Source organism: Flavobacterium sp. GSA192 (assembly GCF_006386525.1).
Lineage (GTDB): Bacteria > Bacteroidota > Bacteroidia > Flavobacteriales > Flavobacteriaceae > Flavobacterium > Flavobacterium commune.
This window is the reverse complement of the sequence record NZ_VAHC01000003.1, coordinates 35,351-57,800: the sequence shown is the minus strand read 5'-3', so window position 1 is coordinate 57,800 and position 22,450 is coordinate 35,351. Positions and strand designations below refer to the sequence as shown.

The following is a 22,450-nucleotide window of genomic DNA, read 5'->3' as shown; positions in this document are numbered from 1 at the left end:
AAGTATAAATCACCTCAATACTATATTAAAGCCATAAAAAAACTATTTTTGCGAAGACCAAAGCCAAGCTAAATTGCATTTACATTACTCATGAAAAACTTTATTTTTTGTCTGGAAGCCGTAGCCGATATAGAAATTCTCATGGATACTCCCGTTATTAAAAACCTTGAAAATCTAGCCCTTGAATACCAAATAAACAGTATTTATAAAAGCTGCGACACCATCGAAGGACTGGAAGAAAGCTTAGGAGCTTTGCTTTATGACGATCATAATTTCAAAGATTATAAAATTATCTATTTGGTCATGCCGGGACAGGAAAACAATATTTGTCTTCATGACTATTACTACAGTTTAGAAGAAATTGCCGAATTATTTGAAGGAAAATTAAAAAGCAAAATTATTCACTTTGCCAATTTGAAAGCCTTGGATTTAAGCGAAGAAGAAGCCCAATATTTCCTTGATGTTACCGGAGCCAAAGCCATTTCAGGTTACGGAAGAGCATTACCGCCCAACATGGCCAGTATTAAACTCGACGTCGCTTTTTTTAATTTGTGTCAGGAAGAAGATGATGTTGTAGAAATTGTAGAAGAATTACATCAAAAACATTACGAAGCCTGCAAATTACTCGATTTCAGACTGTACTATTAAAATATTTTTAGAAAAAAATCAATTTCGGGAACTCATTAAACTTTAATAACTTCGCAAAAGCTAACTTAATTGATTATTATACTATTTTTCAAAAAAGTTAGTTTTAATTCATAAAATCAGACATCAGTTAATCGTAATGAAAAAATATTATTTACATAACGGTATCGAAAGCAGCGGGCCTTTTGATATAGCCGAATTGCAAATCAAACAAATTACAGCATCAACACCTGTATGGTTTTCAGGAATGCCCGACTGGAAAACAGCTGGAGAAATAGAGGAATTACAGGCTATTTTAAAAGTTACCCCACCTCCTTTTCAGGCAGTACCGCCAACTACTGCTCCAACACCGAAAAAGAAAATAAAAAATTCCAAGATTATGGGATTACGCAAAAACACCTTTTACATTGCGTCATTATTTCTGGTATTAATTATAGGGAGTGTGTTTTTAACTATTTTACAAGAAAACAGAAGAATCGATTTTGAACATAAAAACGATAAAACCGAGAAAGAAAATCGACAATTTCAATTACAGGAAAAAGAAATTCAGGAACAAAAACTACGTTTAGCAGAACAGGAAAAACTTGAAGCGGAACGACTTGTCAAAGAAAGAAAAGAAACCATCAATACAAGGCTTTCTGAAATTCGAATCAAACAGATTGAAAACCAAACTCTTTTAGAAGACGCTAAAAACAGACTAACAAAAGCAAATGAATTTCAGTTTTTTAGAACAGCCGATGAAAAAAATAAAGAAATCAACCTTGTTCAAACAAATATTAATCAACTAAAAAACAATATTGATTCCCTTGAAAATGAGCGCAATCAATTGAGTTTGGAGTTAGACAGAATACGAATAAAAGCAAGACAAAATCCTTAAAATCAATAAAACAGCTTGTTTATTTTATCATATAAAGTCAAATAACACCTTATATTTTTGAATCAAAATTTACTATTCCTGCTCTAAAATTGTAAAATATTTTTACCACAGATTCGCAGGTTTTATTCTTAAATAATGATGGAAAAAAAGTTAAGATCTGCGAATCTGCGGTATTTTTATAAATTCAATTGCGCTTCTGACTTATTTTAATTCCTATTCGAAGATTGCCTAATAATCAATTCCGGCTCTAAAATGATTCGGTTAATCGTTTTTTTCTTGGGGTTATTTATTCGTTCCAAAAAAGCTTCAGCAGCTAATTTTCCAATTTGGTCACTATGCTGATTTACGGTTGAAATGGAAGGCTGCGTCAACGAAGTAAAAGGCTCATCGCTAAAACCGATCAGCGCTATTTCCTCAGGGACTTTAATATTATTTTCTAAAAGTACTTGCAAAGCACCAAGCGCCGCAATGTCTCCAGCCACATAAACCGCATCGGGTCTTTCGGGAGAATCCAATAATTGCTGCATAATTCGGCGACCATCTTCCAAACGCAAATTACTTTCGATAATCCAATTTTCGGGAGCTGCTAATCCTGATTTCTCCAATGCATCTTTATAACCCCGAATTCGTTCTTTGTAAATTCGGATGTGTTTAAAACCGGCAATATGTGCAATGCGTTTGCAATTTTGTGAAACCAAATGATCAATAACCAAGTGGCTACTTTTATAATCGTCAATCCCTACATAATCAACATTTAACTCCTCTTCACCTCTATCAAACAATACAAGTTGGGTACCTTTGGATTTTATTTTTTGGTAGTATTCTAAATCAGTCGTTTCATTTGCCATAGAAGCTATAATTCCATCCACCTGAATTTTTAATAAAGTATCTATTTCCTGACATTCTTTGGCATACAATTCATTCGACTGGGTCATGATGATATTGTACCCATTCAGATTGAGCACTTTTTCGATATTTTCGACTACCGAAGAAAAAAAATGACTGTTGACACGGGGAATAATTACACCAACCAAATTACTTTTCCCTTTGCGTAAAGCACTCGACAAATAATTAGGCTGGTAATCCAGTTGAATTGCCGCTTCTTTCACCGCGACTTTAGTCTTTTCACTAATTCTGGGATGATCATTCAAAGCTTTAGAAACCGCCGAAGGTGTTAAACCTAATACAGCAGCAATATCTTTTATCGTAGATTTTTTTTTATTCTCCAATTAGTTTTTATATTTGTTCAATCGATTGAACAAAAATAGCTACTTTAAACTGAAAACACAAGATATCTTATTTGTGTTTTTTATTTTTCGGACTATTCAAACGTTGGAACAAAAAAATAATTAAAAAAAGATGAAATATATTGTTTGCGAAAAACCAGGTGAATTTATCTTAAAAGAAAAAGAAGCACCTGTTAGAAAAGAAAATGAAGCCTTATTACAAATCAATAAAGTAGGTATTTGCGGAACCGATTTACACGCTTACGGAGGAAACCAGGCTTTTTTTAGCTATCCTAGAATTTTAGGACACGAATTAGCTTCTACTGTACTCGAAATTGGAGAAAACCCTAGAGGAATCAAAGCCGGAGACAACGTTGTGATTATGCCTTATGTAAGTTGTGGAACTTGTATTGCGTGTAGAAACGGAAAAACAAATTGTTGTACCAATATCAAAGTTTTAGGCGTTCACACTGATGGTGGAATGCAGGAACAAATTACTGTCCCTACTTCTATCCTATTGCCAGCAAATAATTTATCTGATGACCAAATGGCTATCGTAGAACCATTGGCAATTGGTGCGCACGCTATTCGTAGAGCGGCAATTGTTCCGGGAGAAACTGTTGCTGTTGTAGGTTGTGGTCCTATTGGGATTGGGATTATGAAACTGGCTCAAATTGCCGGTGCTAAAGTAATCGCCATTGATATGAACGAGCAGCGTTTGGCTTACGCCAAAGAAAAAATCGGTGTGGATTATACGGTAAAAGCAGGCGAAAATACGGTTGAAGAAATCACTAAAATCACCAATGGCGATTTATGTACAGCTGTTTTTGATGCTTCAGGACACAAAGGAGCTTTGGAAACTTGCCCAAATTACATGTCTCACGGTGGTCGTTTTGTGCTTGTTGGTTTATCCAAAGGAGAATTGACTTATAGCCATCCAGCGATTCACGCCAAAGAAATGACTTTGATGTGCAGCCGAAATGCTACTACCGAAGATTTTGAACACGTAATCAGTATTTTAGACCAATTCCCAACAGAATCGTACATTAGCCATAATGTTCCTTATACCGAAATGATTGCCAATTTTGATAGCTGGTTAAATCCTGCAACAGGCGTAATTAAAGCTACTGTAGATTTTAAATTAAAATAGTATGATAATCGATTCGCATCAGCATTTTTGGATCTACGAAGCGGAAAAACACGCTTGGATAGACGATGACATGAAAGTCATTCGAAAGAATTTCCTGCCTGAAGATTTAAAATTAGTTTATCAAGCTAATGGTGTCGATGGTTGTGTGGCTGTTCAAGCAGATCAAACATTGGCAGAAACAGATTTTCTTTTGGATTTAGCCGAAAAAAACAACTTTATCAAAGGAATTGTAGGCTGGGTTGATTTAAGAGCTGCTGATATTGACGAAGTTTTAAAACATTACAGCGTATTTCCAAAACTAAAAGGATTTAGACATGTAGTTCAAGGCGAAGCCGATCATAATTTTATGTTGCGCCCTGATTTCCTGAACGGAATTGCCGCTTTAGAAAAATACAATTTCACTTATGACATTCTTATTTTTCCACATCAATTGGGATCAGCTTTAGAATTAGCAAGGAGTTTTCCAAATCAAAAATTTGTTATCGATCATATTGCAAAACCCTACATAAAAGACGGATTTTATGATGGTTGGACAACTTTAATGAAAGCGATTAGTGAACATGAAAATGTGTACTGCAAACTTTCAGGAATGACCACCGAAGCCGATTACAACAACTGGACTCCGGAACAAATTGAACCTTATATGCAATTGGTTTTGGATGCTTTTGGCTCGAAACGAATTCTTTTTGGTTCCGATTGGCCGGTGTGTTTAGTGGCTGGAAATTATACAAAAACAAAAGAATTAGTAACCAATTTCATTGCAAAATTAAGCTCCGAAGAGCAAGCTGCTATTATGGGCGGCAACGCAATGCAATTTTATAACTTATAAATTATGGATTTAGGATTAAAAGGAAAAGTAGTCGTGATTACAGGTGCGGCTGGACTTAAAGGAAGTATTGGAGAAACAATTTTGCAACACCTGGCTGCCGAAGGTGCCATTCCAGCGGTAATTGATAGAAACGATAGAGGTTTTGCTTATATTGAAGAAATTCAAAAACAAGGAATTGACGGTTTATTTTGTAAAACAGATGTAACTAATCCTAACGAAATTGAAGCTTCAATTGCTAAGATTGTGGCAAAATATGGTCGTATTGATGCCTTAATTAATAATGTTGGTGTTAATGACGGTGCAGGATTAGACGCTTCTTACGAAGAATTTATGGATTCTTTGAAACTGAATATGGTAAGCTACTTTGTAACTGTAAAAAGTGCACTTCCTTACTTAAAAGAATCTAAAGGTCCAATTTTGAACATTGGTTCTAAAGTTGGTTTAACAGGTCAGGGAGGAACTTCAGGTTATGCTGCTGCCAAAGGTGGTGTTTTAGGATTAACCCGCGAATGGGCTGTTGATTTAATCAAACATTCAATAAGAGTAAATGCGATTATCATTGCCGAAAGCTGGACTCCTGCTTACGACACCTGGATTAAAACATTGGAAAACGGAGAAGAAAAATTAAAATCTATTGTGAAGAAAATTCCTTTGGAAAACAGAATGACAACTCCTGACGAAATTGCTGACACTTGTTTGTTTACCATTTCTGAAAGATCATCACATACTACAGGACAATTTATCTTTTGCGATGGTGGTTACGTTCACTTAGACCGTTCGTTATTAACAGAATAAAAACGGTTTCAATATAAAAAAAGGACAAATCATAAGCTTTATGATTTGTCCTTTTTTTTATAACTAATCACATTTTAACCAACCGGTAATACTCATTCTGGTATTGTGAGTCAGTAAAACTTCGTGAACCAATTCATCACTTTTAAAGAAAACGGTTTTTCCCTGTGTTGGACTTATTTTTTGATTGTTATTCTCCTGATGAATTAACAATTCTCCGCCATCAATAGTTTGCCAATCGCTATTTAAATAACTAATCATCGAGAATTTTCTACTTGAATTATTTTGAAATTGATCTAAGTGTTTCAGATAAAAATCGCCTTTTTCATATAAGGAATAATGGAATTCATAGCCTGTAATCCCAGTGTAACAACTTTGATTGAGATAGCGAATAAAATCCTCAATGTGCTTAAAGAATTCATTTTCGAAAGCATTATTATGCTTTTTATCTAACCAATAAATCGAATCACTCCGAACAGCACTATCATAAGCAATAGCCTCTGAATTTCCTGTTCCAGCTTCTTTTAATAAGTTTTTATCGTTTAAAGAATATAGATTTTGTTTTAAATTATTTGCTAATTCATCCGTTAGAAAGTGCTCTGATATGCCTACTTTATTTTCAATGTACGAGGCTATTAAATCCTCAAAGTTTTTTTCCATTAATTTTTTAGGAAAGACTGAAAATACAGCCAATGGAGCAAGGTAGACTAAAAAGAGCTACCAATTACATTTATGAATTTTAATTGCAATAAATAAAAAAAGGATTTAGAAATGAATCTAAATCCTTGTATTTGAAATTTATAAAAAGTTACAATTTACTAATATAACTTCCGTAAATATCCTTAAACTGATAGCCTTCTGCAACGCGATCTTTACTTAATTTCCTATATTCTACTAAGCCCCAAAGAATGAATTCTTTCATAAAAAATTTATCTTCTTTTGCCAAATCAACCTGATATTCTTTGAGTAAAATTTCCAATGGAACAATAGTTCCTAAAATTCTTTCGTAATCCTCATCAGAACAATCATCCAATAATTCGAAACCACTTTCGGCAAAGAACCATTCAATTAAATCCGAATAAGGCGTTTTATCATTTGGTTTTTCTAACTTTTCAATTTTAGGAAAATAAGCTGGAAAAATAGTACGCACCGCCGAAGCTATTAAACTTTCAGCAACTGCAGCCGCTCCCTCCTGCTCTCCTTCGTAAACCAATTCTACTTTCCCAGTTATGGAAGGAATAATTCCCATGAAATCAGACAATCGCAAAGTAGTTTTATCGACACCAGATTTTAAAGCACGTCGTTCGGCAGTACTTAGTAAATTCTCATAAGCCGTAATGCTCATTCTGGCACTCACCCCACTTTTATGGTCAATAAATTCACTTTCTCTGGCTTCAAAACTAATTTGCTCCAATAAATCTTTAGCTAATGAAGGAACATAAACCGTATCGTTTTGAGCCGTATCTAATTTGGCTTCCTGCTCGGTAATCTTTCTGGCAATCTTTAGATTTTCAGGATAATGCGTCAAAATCTGAGAACCTATCCTGTCTTTTAATGGTGTTACAATACTTCCACGATTAGTATAATCTTCGGGATTTGCTGTAAATATAAATTGCATATCGAGTGGCATTCGCACTTTAAATCCACGAATTTGAATATCGCCTTCCTGCAAAATATTAAACAAAGCAACCTGAATTCGGGCTTGCAAATCGGGTAATTCGTTTATCACAAAAATACAACGATTGGCACGTGGAATCATCCCGAAATGAATCACACGATCATCGGCATAAGATAATTTCAGGTTCGCTGCTTTTATAGGATCTACATCACCTATTAAATCCGCAACAGTTACATCGGGAGTGGCCAGTTTTTCAAAAAAGCGTTCACTTCTTTGCAACCAGGAAATGGGAGTTTCATCGCCTTTTTCAGCGATTAAATTTTTAGCAAAACGAGAAATAGGATTGAATGGATCATCATTTATTTCAGAACCACTCACATACGGAATATACTCATCAAGTAATTCGACCATTTTGCGGGCCAATCGGGTTTTAGCCTGACCACGAAGCCCTAATAAATTGATGTTATGTCGCGAAAGAATAGCTCGTTCCAACTCAGGAATTACAGTGTTTTCAAAACCATGAACGCCTTCAAATGTTGGAATCCCCAGTTTGATTTTTTCTCGCAAATTATTACGCAATTCGTCTTTTATCGTTTTACTTTTATAGCCTGATGCTTTTAATTCGCCTAAAGTATTTATGTTGTCTATTTTCATGTTTTTTTATTTAACCACAAAGAGCACTAAGTTTTTCGCAAAGCACACTAAGTCTTTTTTCTAATATCTTTAATCTAATTTCTGTATTCTGTTCTCTGCCTTCTGATTACTTCAATCTCTTTTTCCGATTCGTTTCATAATCTTCAAAAATCATTTCGCCTAAACCTTTTAAACCGGTATAAAAAGCTTTTCCCTGATTGGCTTCGGTAAATTTATTGACAAACTTTTGCAAATACGGGTCACTGGCAATCATAAAAGTGGTGATTGGAATGTGTAATTTTCTGGCCTGTTGTGCCTGAGTATAGCATTTGTCAACAATATATTCATCAAGTCCGTTGCTGTTCATGTAATAAGAACCATCACGTTCCCTAACACAACTAGGTTTCCCATCGGTAATCATGAAAATTTGTTTATTAGTATTTCGTTTTCTTCGAAGTAAATCCATTGCCAATTGCAAACCTGCTACGGTATTAGTATGAAATGGCCCTACTTTTAAATAGGGTAAATCTTTAATAGCAATTGGCCAGGCATCATTTCCAAAAACCAAAATATCTAAAGTATCTTTTGGGTATCTTGTAGTAATTAATTCAGCCAAAGCCATAGCTACTTTCTTGGCGGGAGTAATTCTGTCTTCGCCGTACAAAATCATACTGTGACTGATATCAATCATCAAAACAGTACTCATTTGGGCTTTATACTGCGTATCTTCAATAACCAAATCATTTTCGGTTAGCATAAAATTATCCACGCCATTATTAATTTGGGCATTGCGTAAACTTTCTGTCAAAGAAATTCGTTCGAGGCTGTCGCCAAAATGAAACTCTCTGAATTCCCCCGTATGTTCATCGCCGTTTCCGGCATGTTTTGTTTTGTGATTGCCGTTTCCGGAACGTTTTAATTTACCAAATATCTGGTCTAAGGCTTGTTGCCGAATCGCTCTTTCAGTTTTTGCAGTAATTCCAAGCCCTGAGGTTCCATCGTCTTTTAATTCTTCTTTGAGATATCCTTTTTTCTTTAAATCTTCAATAAAGTCATCAATCGTATAACGTTCATCAGTCAGTTTGTATTCCTTGTCTAATTCGCGCAACCAATCGATAGCCTCATCAAAATCTCCCGAAGTATGCGTGATTAACTCCTTGAATATCTCAAAAAGTTTATCAAATGGAGATTGATTAGGAGCCTGATACTGTTTAAAATAGAATCCTTTTTTATTGCTCTTTTCCATAGTCTTTAAAATTACATCATTTTAAAATGTACTTTGACTGAACAGCTATTAATTTTAAGTTAAAAAGGAATATTCTTTTCCGCGTCCCTAAAGGATGAAAAATCTCATGAAAGTTCATCAAATTTAGACCTTTAAGGATTGAGGAAGTTAATTTTGATGAATTTTAAACAGGCTCTAAAAATCAATAATATTCACCATCAACATAATACCAAATACCATCTTCCTGGACAAAAGTGGAGAATTCATGATGGATATGTGGCTTTTTATTTGAATCTAAATAATAAGCTTTAAATTCGACTGTAGTTGGCGTAGAATTTAGCACTTCTAACTTTTGCCATTGATTGGATACTGCCCAAAGCAAAATATCTTCTTTAGAATGGCTGGCTCTTTGTGAAATGTGAGTAGTTGCAACTAAATAATCGGCCTGGTGGGTTGAATAAGCGCTATAACGGGAGCGCATCAAGGCTTCGGCTGTTGGTGCCTTTTTCAACCCTTTGATATAAGGCTCACAACAATCCCTGAAAGATTTTTGTGAATTACAATAGCATAGATTCATACTTTCCAAAACTTAAACCTGACCGTTAAGAGTCACAATTTTTTGGTACAATTGATTCAGTAAAACCTGATATTTACTAATTTCAATTAAATCTTCATCCTCATCTGAAGTATCCAACATCTCATCCAGTTGTTCGCTTACATCTACTAATTTATTGTTGGCTTCTTTGGCATTTTTGGCTACAATTAAATCAATTATTTCCTGAACTTCGGCTTTTAATAAGGTGAATTTATCGTCTTCCATTTTTACTTTTTTATTTATTCTCTTCGGTATTGTTCTCGTTAAACTTTTTCACAATCTCTTTCAGCTTTTCTTTTCTAAGCATTTCGGCTTGCTTGGCTTTAGCTTGCGCCTTATGCAGCTTGTCGTTATGTTTCTTTATGTTTCTCTCGTTATTTCGTCCCATTGCACCAATTTATTTCAACACAAAACCCTTTGGCATTGTATGATTGAATAGTTTTACAAAGTAAGGCATTTTTATATTAAAAATAAAACAAGTAATAAATAACGAAAATCTCAATAATGTTCAGCCATTTACTACAAAAAGATAAAATAATACAAAATCACAAAAAACATTAAAACGAGTAAGAATAAACCTCGCGATTTAAAGTAATTTTACTATTTTTGGTAACATCATTGATTTTTGTCATATTTTCTACTGCATTTTAGTCATAAAATTGAATAAAAAATAAAAAACATAGTATATATAATAAATGGAAATAGGTAATCATTTTTCAAAAAACAAATACAAATCCTTAATAAGGCCTAAAAGGCTGGGACTTATAGTGTTTTTTATATTATGTTCCATATTTTATTACATCCTTTTACAGCAATATCAAATAGCCCAAAAAGCTAAAAATGACGAAATGTACAAGACTCTGGAAACAATTCGTCAAAATATTGATCAATCACTGAAGAACAATTATACTACAGCATTGTCTCTGGCTCTTACTATTAATGACAAAGGCGTACCTGAAAATTTTGACGAAATAGCCAAACAATTATTGGCTTCTAATAATGGTATCAATGCCGTACAATTAGTTCCTAACGGAATTATTAGTCATATTTATCCTTTAAAAGGAAACGAAGCTGCCATAGGATTAAATATTCTGACTTCTGAAAAGCATCAGTTTGAAGCTTCACAATCCATTAAAAACAGTAAAATGTATTTTGCCGGGCCTCTTGAATTAAAACAAGGCGGATTGGGCATTGTAGGCAGAATGCCTGTACATAAAGACAATAAATTCTGGGGCTTTTCGGCAGTTGTTATTCACCTGAACACCTTTTTACACAATTCAGGAATTAATAGTATTGACAGTTCTAAATATTATTTTCAACTTTCTAAAGTGAATCCCATCACGCAAAAAGAGCTGTTTTTTCTTCCGGTTAACAAAAATCTGTCTAAAAACAGTTCTGTCACCTCTGTTATTCCTGATGGAGACTGGAAATTGTATCTAACTGATAAAAAACCTCATGAGTTCTACCCTTTTCTATTCACACTTGGTTTTTTCGGAATTCTCCTTGCCGCCTTATTCGCATTTGTAACTACTCGTTTTTTAAAAAAACCGGCCGAATTAGAAGATTTACTGGAAAAACAGGCTGATAAACTTTTAAAAAACGAAATTAAATTTAAAAGTATTTTTGATCAGGCTGCCGTAGGAATCACTTATTTAGATTCTATTACCGGACAATTTTCAGAAGTAAATAAGAAATTTTGTGATTTAATAGGATATAGCAGTGAAGAATTAAAACTATTAGACGTAAAAGCTATAACTCATCCGGATGATATAGAAAAATCTTTGAATTTTCTAAAAAAACTCTACCAAAAAGAAATTCAGGAGTATGCAATGGAAAAACGATATATTACTAAATCGGGAGAAATAATCTGGGTCAATATAACCGTTTCAGCTCTTTGGAAAAAAGAAGAACCGACTTCAAAACACGTTATTATTGTAGAAGACATAACTAAAAGAAAAAATGCTGACCAAATTGTTTTAGACTCTCAACAAAGGATAGAATCTCTTATCAATACTGTTGATGGAATTGTTTGGGAGTGCGACGCAAATACCCTAGAATTCACCTTTGTTAGTAAAAAAGTAGAAAATATTTTAGGTTATACTGCCAAAGAATGGATGAGTACTCCCACATTTTGGACAGATCATATTTACAATAAAGACAAAAATTTTGCGCTACAATTTTGTGCCGAACAAACGTCTAAAAAATTAAATCATGATTTTGAATACCGAATGATTGCCAAAGACGGAAGCATCGTTTGGCTCAGAGACATTGTAAATGTCATAACTGAAAATGGAGAAGTAAAATCCCTAAGAGGAATAATGATTGACGTAACTAAAAACAAAGAAACCGAAGCCGATTTAAACAACTCTTTTAATTTAGTTAGCGAACAAAACAAACGACTTTTGAATTTTTCATATATCGTTTCTCATAATCTAAGATCACACACCAGCAACATTACTTCTATTGTCGATTTAATAACAAATTCTGATTCGGAAGAAGAAAAAGAAGAAATGATTGAATTGTTAAAATCAGTTTCCGATTCACTAAACGAAACTATGCTAAACCTCAACGAAGTAGTTAATATCCAAACTAATGTAGGCTTAACAACCGAAAATTTAAACTTAAAACAGTATATAGACAATACACTTGCTATTCTGTCTAATCAAATTGAACTAAAAGGAATTCAGGTAATTTCTTCAGTCGAAAGCGATATTGAAGTCAACTATAATCCGGCTTATCTGGAAAGTATTTTATACAATTTAATATCCAATGCTATTCGTTACAGTCATCAGGAAAGACATCCGATTATACATATTGATACTTACAAAGAAGCTAAAAAAACAGTACTTAAAGTTTCTGACAACGGAATTGGAATTGATTTAAAAAGAAACGGTCATAAAATTTTTGGGATGTACAAAAAATTCAGCACCCACAAAGATTCTAAAGGGATAGGTTTATTTATAACTAAAAACCAAATTGATGCCATGGGAGGAAACATCACCGTAGAAAGTGAACCCAATCTGGGCACCACATTTAAAGTATATATATCATGACAGAAAAAACTATTTGGGTTATAGACGATGATCCTATCTACCAAATTATTATGAAAAAAATTATTCTTAAATCAGGACTTTTTTCATCCATTCGTTCGTTTCAAAATGGCAAAGATGCCATCACCGCTTTGAAAGAAATTATCTCAAACAATGATAGTTTTCCAAATATTATCCTGTTAGATATTGAAATGCCCATACTGGATGGCTGGGGTTTTATGGACGAAATAGCCATTCTAAAATCACGTATTAATACCGAAATTAAAATCTATATTTCCAGTTCATCAATAGCCATTGAAGATAGAGAAAGAGCTAAAAACAACAGCAGCATTCTGGGATATATGTGCAAACCGATAAGTATTGAAGATTTGACAAAAATTGCTTCAGCCTAATGACGAGCTAACTTTTTCGGCTGTTTCCCGTTTTATTTCTTCTAAGCTTTTATCAGTATAAATTAATTCTTCGATAATTAGTTTTCTCAAAAGGCTAATATCATCACAATCATAATGCCTCACCCAAGAAGTAAGTTCCAGTAAATTCCTGATTTGCTTAATTCTTTTAGTGGTTTCCAAGCTGTTGCGCAGCACTGCTTTTTGATTGTAATCAGGATTCATTTTATGCTGATAATTCACAGTATTCTTAGCCTGATCCATTTCCAGATAATACAATTTTTCAGTTGCGTTATCGGGATAAAAACAATCCCATTTTGCAAAACCTATTTTATATTTCGATGCCGTTTCGGGTTCCATAGCAATTAATCTCCATTTGCTATTGGCCAACCGTCCCCAATGATTCGAAAGACGATACATACCTTCTTGAGTATAATAATAACTACTCCCTGCCTTACTTTCAAATTGTACTTTCAATCCTTCAACAGCATCAGGAAGCACTTCGTGAAAGACACAAAAGGTGTTTTTAAAAGAATTAGGATGTGGTTTATAGTTTTTTTGCATAGCTGCAAATATAATCAGAAAGCATAAAAACAAGTCTAAGCCACAAATAATTGATTAACTTTGCACAAAAATTTTTAAAGAAATCATCATGACTAAAGCTTCAGAAGAAAAGATGTTACAAAAAGGAATCTATACAGGAATTATTGAAAAAGACGAAAATAACAACTTCTTTTGTGGCGAATATCTGTTAGACTACAAAATGGTTCAAACCAAATTTGCTATAGGCGATTGGATTACCATCAAGTCGGTTATAGAAAATCCAAGTGATATGAGTTATGACAAATATCCTAAAAAGTCTAAAAACTTTGATAAGGCCAATAACAAACCGCAGCAATAAACACTGATAATGTGTGTTTTACAATAAAAAAATCTTTTTTTCTTTTTTTTTACTGATAAAGTGAAAACTTAAAAAAAAGTGTACCTTTGCAAAAAAATTGTCGAATTTGAAACTTAACAATATTTGTTTCACACTAACAGACAAGTAGTTACCTTAATTTATGAAAAAAATAGTTGAATACCGCAAGCTCTTAAATGTAGATAAAACTGCACAGCTAAAAGATTTGAAAACCATCTATCGTAATGCGATGAAAGAAGCACATCCTGATAAATTTCAAGGGGATGAAGAAGGTTTAAAAGCTGCTGAAGAAAACAGTAAAAAAATTATTGAAGCTTACCACTTTTTAGTAAGTATCAATCCTGAAACAATTAAAGCTAATTTACCTGAGTACAATGAAACTATTGCAACTGCAACTGTTACGGATTACAAATTTGTTGAAGGTCGATTAATTATTAATTTTTCTAACGGAAGTGTTTACGAATACATCAGTGTTCCTAAAGCTACTTACGTGAAAATGGTAAATGCTGATTCTCCTGCCAGATTTGCAAAAAGACACATTTTTAACGCATTTCCATATAGAAAAGTAACAAACCAAGATTAACTTAATTAATCTTGAATGATATTAAAAAGCCAGTAAAAATAATTTTACTGGCTTTCTTAATTTTCATCAGAATTGGATTTTATTCTAAAACAAAATTCACACTTACATTAGCTGTAATAGTAATTTCCCCTACTGCCAGCGTTTCTTTAACAGCCGAATCACTTTCCATTGCGCCCATCGTTTTAAATCTTGCATAAACCGGTTGTGGATAATAAGCTTGAGAATTATCATTAATGGTTATTGCCTTACCAATTTTTTGACCTAAAACTGACACATAATCTTCTGCCTTGTGTTTAGCTTCTTTCATAGCCAGTTTTCGAGCTTCTGATTCGTATTGTGCCAATTTAGAAGATTGAAAAACCACATTGTCAATTCGGTTGATACCCTGACTTACCAAACCTTCCATCAACTCGTCATACTTATTCAAATCTCTAACAATAATTTCTATCGTTTGAGTAGCATTATAAGTAGTTTTCTTTTTTTCGTAATCGTATTGTGGATTTAAAGCAACACGTTGCGTTCTGTAATCTGAAGGTGCCAGATTCATTTTTTTAATCAATTTCAAAACAGCATCCATTTGTTCATCATTGATTTTTTTAACTTCTTTGGCAACATTGCCTTTGTTTTCAACAGTTGCGGTAATGGTAGCCTGATCAGGAACTACTTTTACTTTTCCTTCGCCGGATACTGTTATTTGCGGAATTGGTTTTATTTCCTGACCATAAGACAAGGTCATGAACATTAGGGATAGAAATACTACTGCTTTTTTCATTTTTTATAGTTTTTAAAATTTTTAAACCAATATTCAAAAGCTGTGCCATTAAATCTTCTTCAGCTTTATTAAAATAAAAAGAATTACAATGGGAATGATTAACAAACTAACCATCAGCGGATTTAGAAAAAGTAAATCGGGATAAACTAACAACGTAATTAAATAGCCGCCAATAGCTCCGCCAAAATGCGCCGTATGACCTATGCCATCGTTTTTAGCTTTCATGCCATAAATGGAATAGAACAAATACAATATACCAAATAGATAAGCCGGCATAGGAATGATAAAAAAGATTCCTAACATCATATCAGGACGCAATAATATTGCCGAATACAAAATTCCTGTTACCGCTCCCGAAGCACCAACAGCCCGATAATTGTAATCATTTTTATGCAAACCTAGAGTTAGCAAACTTCCAAAAAGCAAACTGGCAAGATAAATCATCAGAAAAACCCAACTCCCCAAATAGAGAATAACAACCGGAGCGAAGAAAAAAAGTGTAATCATATTGAAGGCTAAATGCGTAATATCAGCATGAAGAAATCCTGAAGTGAACATCCTAATTTGTTCTCCCGAACGAATACTTCCAATATGAAATTCGTATTTTCTAAAAAAAGAATAATCCTTAAATCCCTTATAACTAAAAAGTACATTAGCAATTATTATGGCTATCAAAAAAGTATTCATTGGCTGTTTTTATAATGATTGGTAAATATAATAATTCCGATAGTGCCGATGAGGCTTTTGAATATAAAAAAAGCTTAGTCGAAAATTTCAACTAAGCTTTTACTGTTTAGGGTTTGGAAATGATTTTTATTTAAGAAATTATTCCAAATTGAATTTTGAGTTTTTTATCATTTATTTTCCGCCATTGGCACGAAGATCGGCAATACACTGTGCATCAAGTTGCGGAATTGTTCCTCCTAAAATATTGCTACCGGATTCCGATTCCCAGTACATCAAACAACTTTCTACATCGCAATGTCTTTTATGATTTGGATCCTCATGGTCTGATTGTAAAGCTGTTCCTGCATTAGTCAATCCTAAAATATGACCAAACTCATGCTCAATCACCGTAGTTTCTAAAACAGTGGTACTTGGTTTAAAAGCACCACCGCTTAGTTTTTTTACCGTATTTTCATAAATTACGAAAGAAGTATTTCTATATGCTGTCCCTAAAATAACCGAAGTATTTGTATCGGTAGCCGATTTTGCATCGGCAAAAAACGCCCAAACTGCTATTTGACTTCCATCATTATAATGAATTCGGTTAGCATCTTCAATGGCTATAATTTGTGCATTCGTATAAGTTGTATTTCCCGGTGACGGAATCGCTCTTTTTTCGATACTTATCCCTCCCGGTTTGTTAATTCGACTATTTAAAAACGAAACAAAGTTAGTAATTGCTGTTGCCGAAGGCTCAAAACCTTCCACATAAACGATTTCTATAATCATACTATCAAACTTATCATCTGACAATAAATCATGTGCTGAAGCTCCTAATGTTCTTTTATTATTAACTTGTATGTTTTCAGCACTATCTTTTGAACAAGAACTTAATATTAACAGAAACAAGCTAATTACAGCAATTATTTTCTTCATTTTCTAAGTTTAAAAACTATTTTTAGGATATAAATTAAGCACAAATTAATTGCAAAAACTAATCATACTCAATTAAATTTGTTTTAAAACTAATTTTATAGCACTATTAGTCTTGCTTTCTAAAGTAATTGTTGAAGCGGTAAAACTGGTTACTTTCCATGTTTTGTTAAACATACTAAAATCAGTACTTCCGGCAAAACTCATTTGTAAATAAACGTTTGTATCCGAAGTTACAGTGTAAGTTCCTGTTGCAATGGTTGTCAAAGCATTCAAAGATTTAACTTTCCAGTCATTGGCAAAATCAATAGTAGCACCTAAATAATTATTCGTAGAATCTACTCCTGCATTGAGATACGAATTTACCTTAAAAGTACCGTTTACTAAAATAGTTTCTAAATCTTCTTTGTCATCTTCTGCTTCATCCATAGCTTCCTCAATATTCAGAGCTGTTGTAATGCTTGCTTTAAGCTCTAAATCACTATTAATTTCCATAGTAGATCCATCAGCAAGTGTAACATTAACAGGGTATTTTACAGAAAAATATTCACTATTACTCATACCTTGAATGTATGTAAAAAGTTGTTTCTCGGATGTAAAAGTCACACTTCCTGTTTGTACCAAACTGGCATCATAAGTTAGTACTGTAATAGGAAAATCAATATCCAGTGCCGAAATTGGATCTTTTCCGTCATCTTCAGCTTCATCACAATCATCAATAATAGCATCATATTGTGATTGGCTAGTTACAGTAACTTCGGTATAATCACTCATTTTTATGGTAATAGGAAATTGAATTTTTACTGAATCATCATCATTATTCAATGCTCCAAGAATATTGATTGCAGATTCATAACTCAACTGACTTACAAAAGTAAGTTCTACTCCGTTTACAATAGCGGTAAAAGGAAACTTAATAGAGGAACAAGAAGAATCATCTATAAAATCATCCGATGTTCCATCATACATTGAAACACGCTTTAAATTATTCGCTGTAGTTGAATTAGCTGTGTTCGTATTAGGATTTTCTCCCTGAACTTCATCTACTTCACTTTGGCATGATGTTAAACTAAAAATTCCCATCAATGCAATTCCTGCAATCCATTTTAATGTTTTCATAACTTACAAATTTAATATTTTCTAATAGTTTATAATGACGATTTATTCGCATTTCTATTAGTAAGACAACAGAAGCCATTTTTTCCCTACCCTAAAAAAAATAAAAATATCAAATATTTTATAAGAAACTGATTTACAAATACTTTAAAGACATCAAAAAAAACACATTTTTTCAAATAGTTCCAATTTCAAAAAAAATAATCTAATTTTACAAAACCCCTAAACCAATCCTACAACAAGAATGAGTAAGGAAAACAACAATCTTTGCGAAGAATCTTATTTTAGCGAATTTTATATAAAAAATGTGCAATCGGCTACTAATTTTGCCTATTACAAATCGGGCGATAGTGATGCTGCTTTAGATATTGTCCAGGAAGCCTTTGCTAAAATTTGGGAAAATTGCTCCCAAATTGACTTTACTAAAGTCAAAACCTATTTATTTACCACCGTAAATAATTTATTTCTCAATACCATTAAGCATCAAAAGGTGGTTATGGATTTTGCGAAAGAAACACCTTATTTAGACAGAACCAATCAAAGTCCCGAATACCTTTTAGAAGAAGAAGAATTCAAGCATGTGCTGCAAAAGGCAATCGCCTCTCTGAGTGAAGCGCAAAGAGAAGTTTTTTTAATGAACAGGATTGACGGAAAAAAATACCGGGAAATTGCCGATTTATTAGGCATCAGCCAGAAAGCAGTCGAAAAGAGAATGTCTGGCGCTTTAAAAATTCTAAAAGAGCAAATCGAAAATATTTAATCAACTGAATAGTAGGGTAAAAAACAATTCAGTTGTCTTATCACTATAGCGAGAACTAATGAAAAAGGAAAAAGAAATATTAAAATGGCTTGACGGTGAACTTTCCAGTAAAGAAATCGAGGATTTAAAACAATCGGAAGATTTTGAAACACTTGAAAAGATAGCACACTACTCTGCCCACATAGCGACTCCAAAAGTAGATGCGCAACAGGCTTTGGCTTCATTAAAAAACAGAAAGCTAACTAAAAAAGAACCTAAGGTGCGAACTTTACACTTTAGAACCATTTTTAGAGTCGCGGCTGTTATCACAGTACTATTAACTTCGGCTTATTTTTTATTTTACAATACCAACCAGTCTTTTGAAACCGGAATTGCACAAACAAAAAGCTTCCAACTTCCTGACCATTCAGAAGTATTATTGAACGCTTCGTCCAAAATCACTTTCAATGAAAAAAATTGGGACAAAAAAAGAGATTTAACTCTGGAAGGAGAAGCTTATTTTCAGGTACAAAAAGGAAAAACCTTTAGTGTAAAAACCGCTGATGGTGTGGTTAAAGTACTGGGAACTCATTTTGATGTAAAACAACGCAACAATTATTATGAAGTAAGTTGCTACGAAGGATTAGTAAGCGTAACTTACAATGACAAAACGGTAAAATTACCACCGGGAAAAACCTTTAGAGTAATCAACAAACAAATTGAAAAAACGGATGATTTTGATGCTGAAACACCATCTTGGTTACAAAAAGAATCCAGTTTTACACGCATTCCTTTAAATCAGGTAATTGCCGAATTAGAGCGTCAATATGATATCAAAATAGAAACTCAGGATGTTGATACTTCTAAACTTTTTACCGGAAGTTTTAGTCATACAAACCAAAAAATAGCCTTAGAAGCCATTACCATTCCGTTGCAATTAAGCTATAAAATAAAAGGGAAAACCGTAATATTTTATAAATATGAAGGTCAATAAATGGATTTTTTATATATTTTTATTTGTTGGGAGTATTTGTTGGGCACAAAAAAGCACTAACAAAACTCCTTTAACTACCATTATAAAAACCATTGAACAACAATACAATATAAAATTTTCTTATGCCGTAGAGGATATCGTCAATATTACTATCGAGAAACCATCACCTACTTTAAATCTTCAGCAAACGATTGATTATTTAAATGCCAATGTACCTCTTAATTTCAAAACATTAGACAGTCGGTACATTACCATTTCAAGATTAGATAAAAACATTAGTATTTGCGGAGTTGTGTTTACCGAAGATTCTAAAACTACACTTCCCGGAGCAACTATTCGAATTAAAAACAGTTCAGAAGGAAGCATTTCATCCAATAACGGAAGTTTCAATTTAAAAGATGTCGCTATTGATGCTGAAATTGTAATTTCTTATTTGGGTTATGAAACCAAAGAATTTAATGCCAGGGAGTTCTTTTCGACCGATAAAAATAATTGCAAAAACATCTTTTTAAAATCCACAAAAGAAGAATTAAACCCCGTTTTGATTAATGTATTCCTGACTTCGGGTTTGCAAAAAAACATTGACGGAAGTACCGTTTTAAACACTAAGAAATTTGGAATCCTTCCGGGACTAACCGAACCTGATATTCTTCAATCCATCCAAACACTGCCAGGTGTTGAAAGCAGTAACGAAAGCATTGCCAATATTAATGTACGAGGAGGAACAAACGACCAAAACCTAATGCTTTGGGACAATATCAAAATGTATCATTCAGGACATTTTTTTGGATTAATTTCTGCTTACAATCCCAATCTGACTAATAAAGTAATTGTCACTAAAAATGGAACAAGTGCCGAATACAGTGATGGTGTTTCCAGTACGGTTAACATGAGTACCAATAACGAAATTAGAAATAACGTTTCAGGCGGAGCCGGTATCAATCTTATAAGCGGTGATGTCTTTGTCGAAATTCCGTTAGCTAAAAATCTGGAAATAGATCTTTCTGCCCGACATTCGATAACCGATATGGTCAATACCCCTACTTATAGCAGATATTACAAAAAAAGCTTTCAGGACAGCGAAATCAACGCTGACAATTTGGATAAAAATACCAAGTCAGATTTCTCATTTTACGATTATACCGCTAAAATCCTGTATGATTTGAACGATAAACATCAATTTAGAGCCAATATCATCGGGATTAATAATGAATTGAATTATTCTGAAAACAATAACAACGACCAAAGCCAATCTAAAGCAAGTACGCTTTCGCAAAAAAACCTGGGCTACGGTGGAAACTGGAAAGCACAATGGACAAATCAATTCAGCAGCCAACTTAGTACTTATTTTTCAAGATATAATATCGATGCCAGCGATTATCGTGTGACTACCGACCAGCTTTTAACCGAAGCCAACGAAGTTCTTGAAACAGGAACCAAGCTGAATTTATATTATGATTTGAATCAAAATATGAAATTCTTAGCGGGTTATCAAGTCACCGAAACAGGAATGCTCAACCAAACCCGAGTGAGTGCGCCGTTCTATTCCAGTACCAAAAAAGATGTTTTGCTAAACCATGCGCTATTTCTGGAAACGGAATACAACAAGAACAAAACCTATCTGAGATTAGGAATGCGTTTGAACTATTTTCAAAAATTTGAAAAATTGCTGTTCGAACCAAGAATTAATTTCAGACAAAAGTTTTCTGAGCAACTGGCATTAAAAATAGAAGGTGAATTTAAAAACCAAACCACAACACAAATCATCGATTTTGAAGATGATTTTCTTGGTGTTGAAAAAAGACGCTGGCAATTAGTCAACAACAAAGACATTCCAATTGCAAAAAGCAAACAGGCTTCGTTAGGACTGGAATTCAGTCAAAACGACTGGAACATAGAACTTACTGGATTTTACAAAATGGTGGACGGAATTACGGCTTCAAACCAGGGTTTTTACAATAATTTTCAATACAAAAAAGCGCATGGAAGCTATACCGATAATGGCGTGGAATTCTTAATTAACAAAACAACTAAAAAATACAGCACTTGGCTGAGTTACACCTACAGCATCAATAACTATGATTTTGAAAGTTTTACTCCTTCTACTTTCCCAAACAATGTAGATATCCGCCATTCGTTTACACTGGGATTCAATTACAATATTCTTGATAATTTAAAAATCTCAATTGGAGGAATCTGGCACAACGGATTGCCTTATACCAAACCGGTCGAAGGAGATGAAACGGTTCAAAACGGAAACAATACTTTTGTAAATTATGATGCTCCCAATAGCCAAAACTTAGACAATTTCCTTCGTATCGATACTTCATTAAGCTACACTCTTAATTTTACCCAAAGATTAAAAGCAAGTCTTCGTGCCGGTATTATCAATTTGACCAACGAAAAAAACTACATCAACAGATACTACAAAGTGGATCCAAATAACACCGAAAAAGCAATCGAAGTCAACAATCAATCTTTAGGCTTTACACCAAATGTGAGTTTTAGAGTTAATTTTTAACTGTATCTCAGAAACTTTTTACAAAAAATTAAACTACATTTGACAATAGGATTGTTTTCCTAAATTCAACCATTAACCAACTTAATTTTTTCACTATGGGATTTTTCGGTTTTTTTCCTTTCGTTATTGCAATAATCTATTTTGGAATACTATTTGGAATATTTTATTTAATCTACAC

General features: G+C 33.5%; 24 protein-coding genes. 12 read left to right on the top strand and 12 right to left on the bottom strand.

Annotated features, from left to right (window positions below; all coding sequences use genetic code 11):
- Positions 1 to 90: 90 nt before the first annotated feature.
- Both FDM27_RS07095 and FDM27_RS07090 read left to right on the top strand, forming a co-directional pair.
- The gene (locus tag FDM27_RS07095) at positions 91 to 648 is read left to right on the top strand and encodes a DUF6642 family protein (RefSeq protein WP_140485747.1); all 558 of its coding nucleotides are present in this window, start codon (positions 91 to 93) and stop codon (positions 646 to 648) included.
- 136 nt (positions 649 to 784) lie between these two features.
- Positions 785 to 1,522, top strand: a complete 738-nt coding sequence (locus FDM27_RS07090) for a DUF4339 domain-containing protein (RefSeq protein WP_071185653.1) — start codon at positions 785 to 787, stop codon at positions 1,520 to 1,522.
- A gap of 206 nt (positions 1,523 to 1,728) precedes the next feature.
- On the opposite strand, the gene FDM27_RS07085 is transcribed toward FDM27_RS07090, so the two are convergent.
- Entirely contained in the window at positions 1,729 to 2,751 is a 1,023-nt protein-coding gene (locus tag FDM27_RS07085) for a LacI family DNA-binding transcriptional regulator (RefSeq protein ID WP_140485746.1), read from the bottom strand.
- A gap of 130 nt (positions 2,752 to 2,881) precedes the next feature.
- On the opposite strand from FDM27_RS07085, the gene FDM27_RS07080 reads away from it, so the two are divergent.
- The 3 genes from FDM27_RS07080 to FDM27_RS07070 are packed head-to-tail and all read left to right on the top strand — an operon-like array spanning position 2,882 to position 5,522.
- Entirely contained in the window at positions 2,882 to 3,898 is a 1,017-nt protein-coding gene (locus FDM27_RS07080) for a zinc-binding alcohol dehydrogenase family protein (protein WP_128196565.1), read from the top strand.
- A gap of 1 nt (position 3,899) precedes the next feature.
- Positions 3,900 to 4,727, top strand: coding sequence for an amidohydrolase family protein (locus FDM27_RS07075; RefSeq protein WP_140485745.1), 828 nt, complete (start codon positions 3,900 to 3,902; stop codon positions 4,725 to 4,727).
- A 3-nt stretch (positions 4,728 to 4,730) separates the two neighbouring features.
- Entirely contained in the window at positions 4,731 to 5,522 is a 792-nt protein-coding gene (locus FDM27_RS07070; protein WP_071185649.1) for an SDR family oxidoreductase, read from the top strand.
- 63 nt (positions 5,523 to 5,585) lie between these two features.
- Here FDM27_RS07070 and FDM27_RS07065 read toward each other — a convergent pair whose 3' ends face one another.
- The 6 genes from FDM27_RS07065 to FDM27_RS16045 all read right to left on the bottom strand — a co-directional run bounded on the left by FDM27_RS07065 (position 5,586) and on the right by FDM27_RS16045 (position 9,978).
- Positions 5,586 to 6,179, bottom strand: coding sequence for a 2OG-Fe(II) oxygenase (locus FDM27_RS07065; RefSeq protein WP_140485744.1), 594 nt, complete (start codon positions 6,177 to 6,179; stop codon positions 5,586 to 5,588).
- Positions 6,180 to 6,327: 148 nt separating this feature from the next.
- A complete protein-coding gene (locus FDM27_RS07060) occupies positions 6,328 to 7,791 on the bottom strand; it encodes an AAA family ATPase (RefSeq protein WP_140485743.1) in 1,464 nt (487 codons plus the stop codon).
- Positions 7,792 to 7,897: 106 nt separating this feature from the next.
- Positions 7,898 to 9,016 (bottom strand): vWA domain-containing protein, encoded by a 1,119-nt coding sequence (locus FDM27_RS07055; protein WP_140485742.1) that lies wholly within the window; start codon positions 9,014 to 9,016, stop codon positions 7,898 to 7,900.
- Between the two features lie 181 nt (positions 9,017 to 9,197).
- Positions 9,198 to 9,572 (bottom strand): YchJ family protein, encoded by a 375-nt coding sequence (locus FDM27_RS07050; protein ID WP_140485741.1) that lies wholly within the window; start codon positions 9,570 to 9,572, stop codon positions 9,198 to 9,200.
- 12 nt (positions 9,573 to 9,584) lie between these two features.
- Positions 9,585 to 9,815, bottom strand: a complete 231-nt coding sequence (locus tag FDM27_RS07045; RefSeq protein WP_140485740.1) for a hypothetical protein — start codon at positions 9,813 to 9,815, stop codon at positions 9,585 to 9,587.
- Positions 9,816 to 9,825: 10 nt separating this feature from the next.
- Complete coding sequence (locus FDM27_RS16045; RefSeq protein ID WP_164905487.1) at positions 9,826 to 9,978, bottom strand: hypothetical protein; 153 nt, start codon at positions 9,976 to 9,978, stop codon at positions 9,826 to 9,828.
- Between the two features lie 460 nt (positions 9,979 to 10,438).
- Here FDM27_RS16045 and FDM27_RS07040 point away from each other — a divergent pair, with 460 nt between their 5' ends.
- The gene (locus tag FDM27_RS07040) at positions 10,439 to 12,643 is read left to right on the top strand and encodes a PAS domain S-box protein (protein ID WP_181161644.1); all 2,205 of its coding nucleotides are present in this window, start codon (positions 10,439 to 10,441) and stop codon (positions 12,641 to 12,643) included.
- Positions 12,640 to 13,032, top strand: coding sequence for a response regulator (locus FDM27_RS07035; protein WP_071185643.1), 393 nt, complete (start codon positions 12,640 to 12,642; stop codon positions 13,030 to 13,032). The genes FDM27_RS07040 and FDM27_RS07035 overlap by 4 nt, the downstream gene beginning before the upstream one ends.
- Here FDM27_RS07035 and FDM27_RS07030 read toward each other — a convergent pair.
- Positions 13,024 to 13,593: a hypothetical protein gene (locus tag FDM27_RS07030; protein WP_140485738.1), complete on the bottom strand. Its 570-nt coding sequence runs from the start codon at positions 13,591 to 13,593 to the stop codon at positions 13,024 to 13,026. The two genes, FDM27_RS07035 and FDM27_RS07030, sit on opposite strands and share 9 nt — an antisense overlap.
- Positions 13,594 to 13,681: 88 nt before the next feature.
- Between FDM27_RS07030 and FDM27_RS07025 the strand changes: the two genes are divergently transcribed.
- Both FDM27_RS07025 and FDM27_RS07020 read left to right on the top strand, forming a co-directional pair.
- The gene (locus FDM27_RS07025; RefSeq protein WP_140485737.1) at positions 13,682 to 13,930 is read left to right on the top strand and encodes a hypothetical protein; all 249 of its coding nucleotides are present in this window, start codon (positions 13,682 to 13,684) and stop codon (positions 13,928 to 13,930) included.
- 160 nt (positions 13,931 to 14,090) lie between these two features.
- A complete protein-coding gene (locus tag FDM27_RS07020) occupies positions 14,091 to 14,531 on the top strand; it encodes a KTSC domain-containing protein (protein ID WP_071185640.1) in 441 nt (146 codons plus the stop codon).
- A 79-nt stretch (positions 14,532 to 14,610) separates the two neighbouring features.
- Here FDM27_RS07020 and FDM27_RS07015 read toward each other — a convergent pair whose 3' ends face one another.
- From FDM27_RS07015 to FDM27_RS07000, 4 genes are all read right to left on the bottom strand, one after another.
- Positions 14,611 to 15,303: an SIMPL domain-containing protein gene (locus tag FDM27_RS07015; RefSeq protein ID WP_071185639.1), complete on the bottom strand. Its 693-nt coding sequence runs from the start codon at positions 15,301 to 15,303 to the stop codon at positions 14,611 to 14,613.
- Between the two features lie 48 nt (positions 15,304 to 15,351).
- Positions 15,352 to 15,990 carry a rhomboid family intramembrane serine protease gene (locus FDM27_RS07010; protein ID WP_140485736.1) on the bottom strand — a complete coding sequence of 213 codons (639 nt, stop codon included), beginning with the start codon at positions 15,988 to 15,990 and terminating at the stop codon, positions 15,352 to 15,354.
- 171 nt (positions 15,991 to 16,161) lie between these two features.
- Positions 16,162 to 16,905 carry a membrane metalloprotease gene (locus FDM27_RS07005; RefSeq protein ID WP_140485735.1) on the bottom strand — a complete coding sequence of 248 codons (744 nt, stop codon included), beginning with the start codon at positions 16,903 to 16,905 and terminating at the stop codon, positions 16,162 to 16,164.
- A 72-nt stretch (positions 16,906 to 16,977) separates the two neighbouring features.
- On the bottom strand, positions 16,978 to 18,021 hold the full coding sequence (locus tag FDM27_RS07000) for a hypothetical protein (protein ID WP_140485734.1): 1,044 nt from the start codon (positions 18,019 to 18,021) through the stop codon (positions 16,978 to 16,980).
- A gap of 241 nt (positions 18,022 to 18,262) precedes the next feature.
- Between FDM27_RS07000 and FDM27_RS06995 the strand changes: the two genes are divergently transcribed.
- The 3 genes from FDM27_RS06995 to FDM27_RS06985 are packed head-to-tail and all read left to right on the top strand — an operon-like array spanning position 18,263 to position 22,272.
- Positions 18,263 to 18,778 carry an RNA polymerase sigma factor gene (locus tag FDM27_RS06995; RefSeq protein WP_140485733.1) on the top strand — a complete coding sequence of 172 codons (516 nt, stop codon included), beginning with the start codon at positions 18,263 to 18,265 and terminating at the stop codon, positions 18,776 to 18,778.
- Positions 18,779 to 18,836: 58 nt separating this feature from the next.
- The gene (locus tag FDM27_RS06990; protein ID WP_140485732.1) at positions 18,837 to 19,751 is read left to right on the top strand and encodes a FecR family protein; all 915 of its coding nucleotides are present in this window, start codon (positions 18,837 to 18,839) and stop codon (positions 19,749 to 19,751) included.
- Entirely contained in the window at positions 19,738 to 22,272 is a 2,535-nt protein-coding gene (locus FDM27_RS06985) for a TonB-dependent receptor domain-containing protein (protein ID WP_140485731.1), read from the top strand. Before FDM27_RS06990 ends, FDM27_RS06985 begins: the two co-directional genes overlap by 14 nt.
- The last annotated feature ends 178 nt before the right edge of the window (positions 22,273 to 22,450 follow it).

What these genes read in the sequence shown, in the direction of transcription:
- FDM27_RS07045 (WP_140485740.1), bottom strand. Translation starts at nt 9,815, where the DNA reads ATGGAAGACGATAAATTCACCTTATTAAAAGCCGAAGTTCAGGAAATA.
- FDM27_RS06985 (WP_140485731.1), top strand. Translation starts at nt 19,738, where the DNA reads ATGAAGGTCAATAAATGGATTTTTTATATATTTTTATTTGTTGGGAGT.
- FDM27_RS07005 (WP_140485735.1), bottom strand. Translation starts at nt 16,905, where the DNA reads ATGAAGAAAATAATTGCTGTAATTAGCTTGTTTCTGTTAATATTAAGT.
- FDM27_RS07010 (WP_140485736.1), bottom strand. Translation starts at nt 15,990, where the DNA reads ATGAATACTTTTTTGATAGCCATAATAATTGCTAATGTACTTTTTAGT.
- FDM27_RS06990 (WP_140485732.1), top strand. Translation starts at nt 18,837, where the DNA reads ATGAAAAAGGAAAAAGAAATATTAAAATGGCTTGACGGTGAACTTTCC.
- FDM27_RS07050 (WP_140485741.1), bottom strand. Translation starts at nt 9,572, where the DNA reads ATGAATCTATGCTATTGTAATTCACAAAAATCTTTCAGGGATTGTTGT.
- FDM27_RS07040 (WP_181161644.1), top strand. Translation starts at nt 10,439, where the DNA reads ATGTACAAGACTCTGGAAACAATTCGTCAAAATATTGATCAATCACTG.
- FDM27_RS07000 (WP_140485734.1), bottom strand. Translation starts at nt 18,021, where the DNA reads ATGAAAACATTAAAATGGATTGCAGGAATTGCATTGATGGGAATTTTT.
- FDM27_RS07075 (WP_140485745.1), top strand. Translation starts at nt 3,900, where the DNA reads ATGATAATCGATTCGCATCAGCATTTTTGGATCTACGAAGCGGAAAAA.
- FDM27_RS07095 (WP_140485747.1), top strand. Translation starts at nt 91, where the DNA reads ATGAAAAACTTTATTTTTTGTCTGGAAGCCGTAGCCGATATAGAAATT.
- FDM27_RS07020 (WP_071185640.1), top strand. Translation starts at nt 14,091, where the DNA reads ATGAAAAAAATAGTTGAATACCGCAAGCTCTTAAATGTAGATAAAACT.
- FDM27_RS07035 (WP_071185643.1), top strand. Translation starts at nt 12,640, where the DNA reads ATGACAGAAAAAACTATTTGGGTTATAGACGATGATCCTATCTACCAA.
- FDM27_RS07025 (WP_140485737.1), top strand. Translation starts at nt 13,682, where the DNA reads ATGACTAAAGCTTCAGAAGAAAAGATGTTACAAAAAGGAATCTATACA.
- FDM27_RS06995 (WP_140485733.1), top strand. Translation starts at nt 18,263, where the DNA reads ATGAGTAAGGAAAACAACAATCTTTGCGAAGAATCTTATTTTAGCGAA.
- FDM27_RS07070 (WP_071185649.1), top strand. Translation starts at nt 4,731, where the DNA reads ATGGATTTAGGATTAAAAGGAAAAGTAGTCGTGATTACAGGTGCGGCT.
- FDM27_RS07080 (WP_128196565.1), top strand. Translation starts at nt 2,882, where the DNA reads ATGAAATATATTGTTTGCGAAAAACCAGGTGAATTTATCTTAAAAGAA.
- FDM27_RS07055 (WP_140485742.1), bottom strand. Translation starts at nt 9,016, where the DNA reads ATGGAAAAGAGCAATAAAAAAGGATTCTATTTTAAACAGTATCAGGCT.
- FDM27_RS16045 (WP_164905487.1), bottom strand. Translation starts at nt 9,978, where the DNA reads ATGGGACGAAATAACGAGAGAAACATAAAGAAACATAACGACAAGCTG.
- FDM27_RS07090 (WP_071185653.1), top strand. Translation starts at nt 785, where the DNA reads ATGAAAAAATATTATTTACATAACGGTATCGAAAGCAGCGGGCCTTTT.
- FDM27_RS07060 (WP_140485743.1), bottom strand. Translation starts at nt 7,791, where the DNA reads ATGAAAATAGACAACATAAATACTTTAGGCGAATTAAAAGCATCAGGC.
- FDM27_RS07065 (WP_140485744.1), bottom strand. Translation starts at nt 6,179, where the DNA reads ATGGAAAAAAACTTTGAGGATTTAATAGCCTCGTACATTGAAAATAAA.
- FDM27_RS07015 (WP_071185639.1), bottom strand. Translation starts at nt 15,303, where the DNA reads ATGAAAAAAGCAGTAGTATTTCTATCCCTAATGTTCATGACCTTGTCT.
- FDM27_RS07030 (WP_140485738.1), bottom strand. Translation starts at nt 13,593, where the DNA reads ATGCAAAAAAACTATAAACCACATCCTAATTCTTTTAAAAACACCTTT.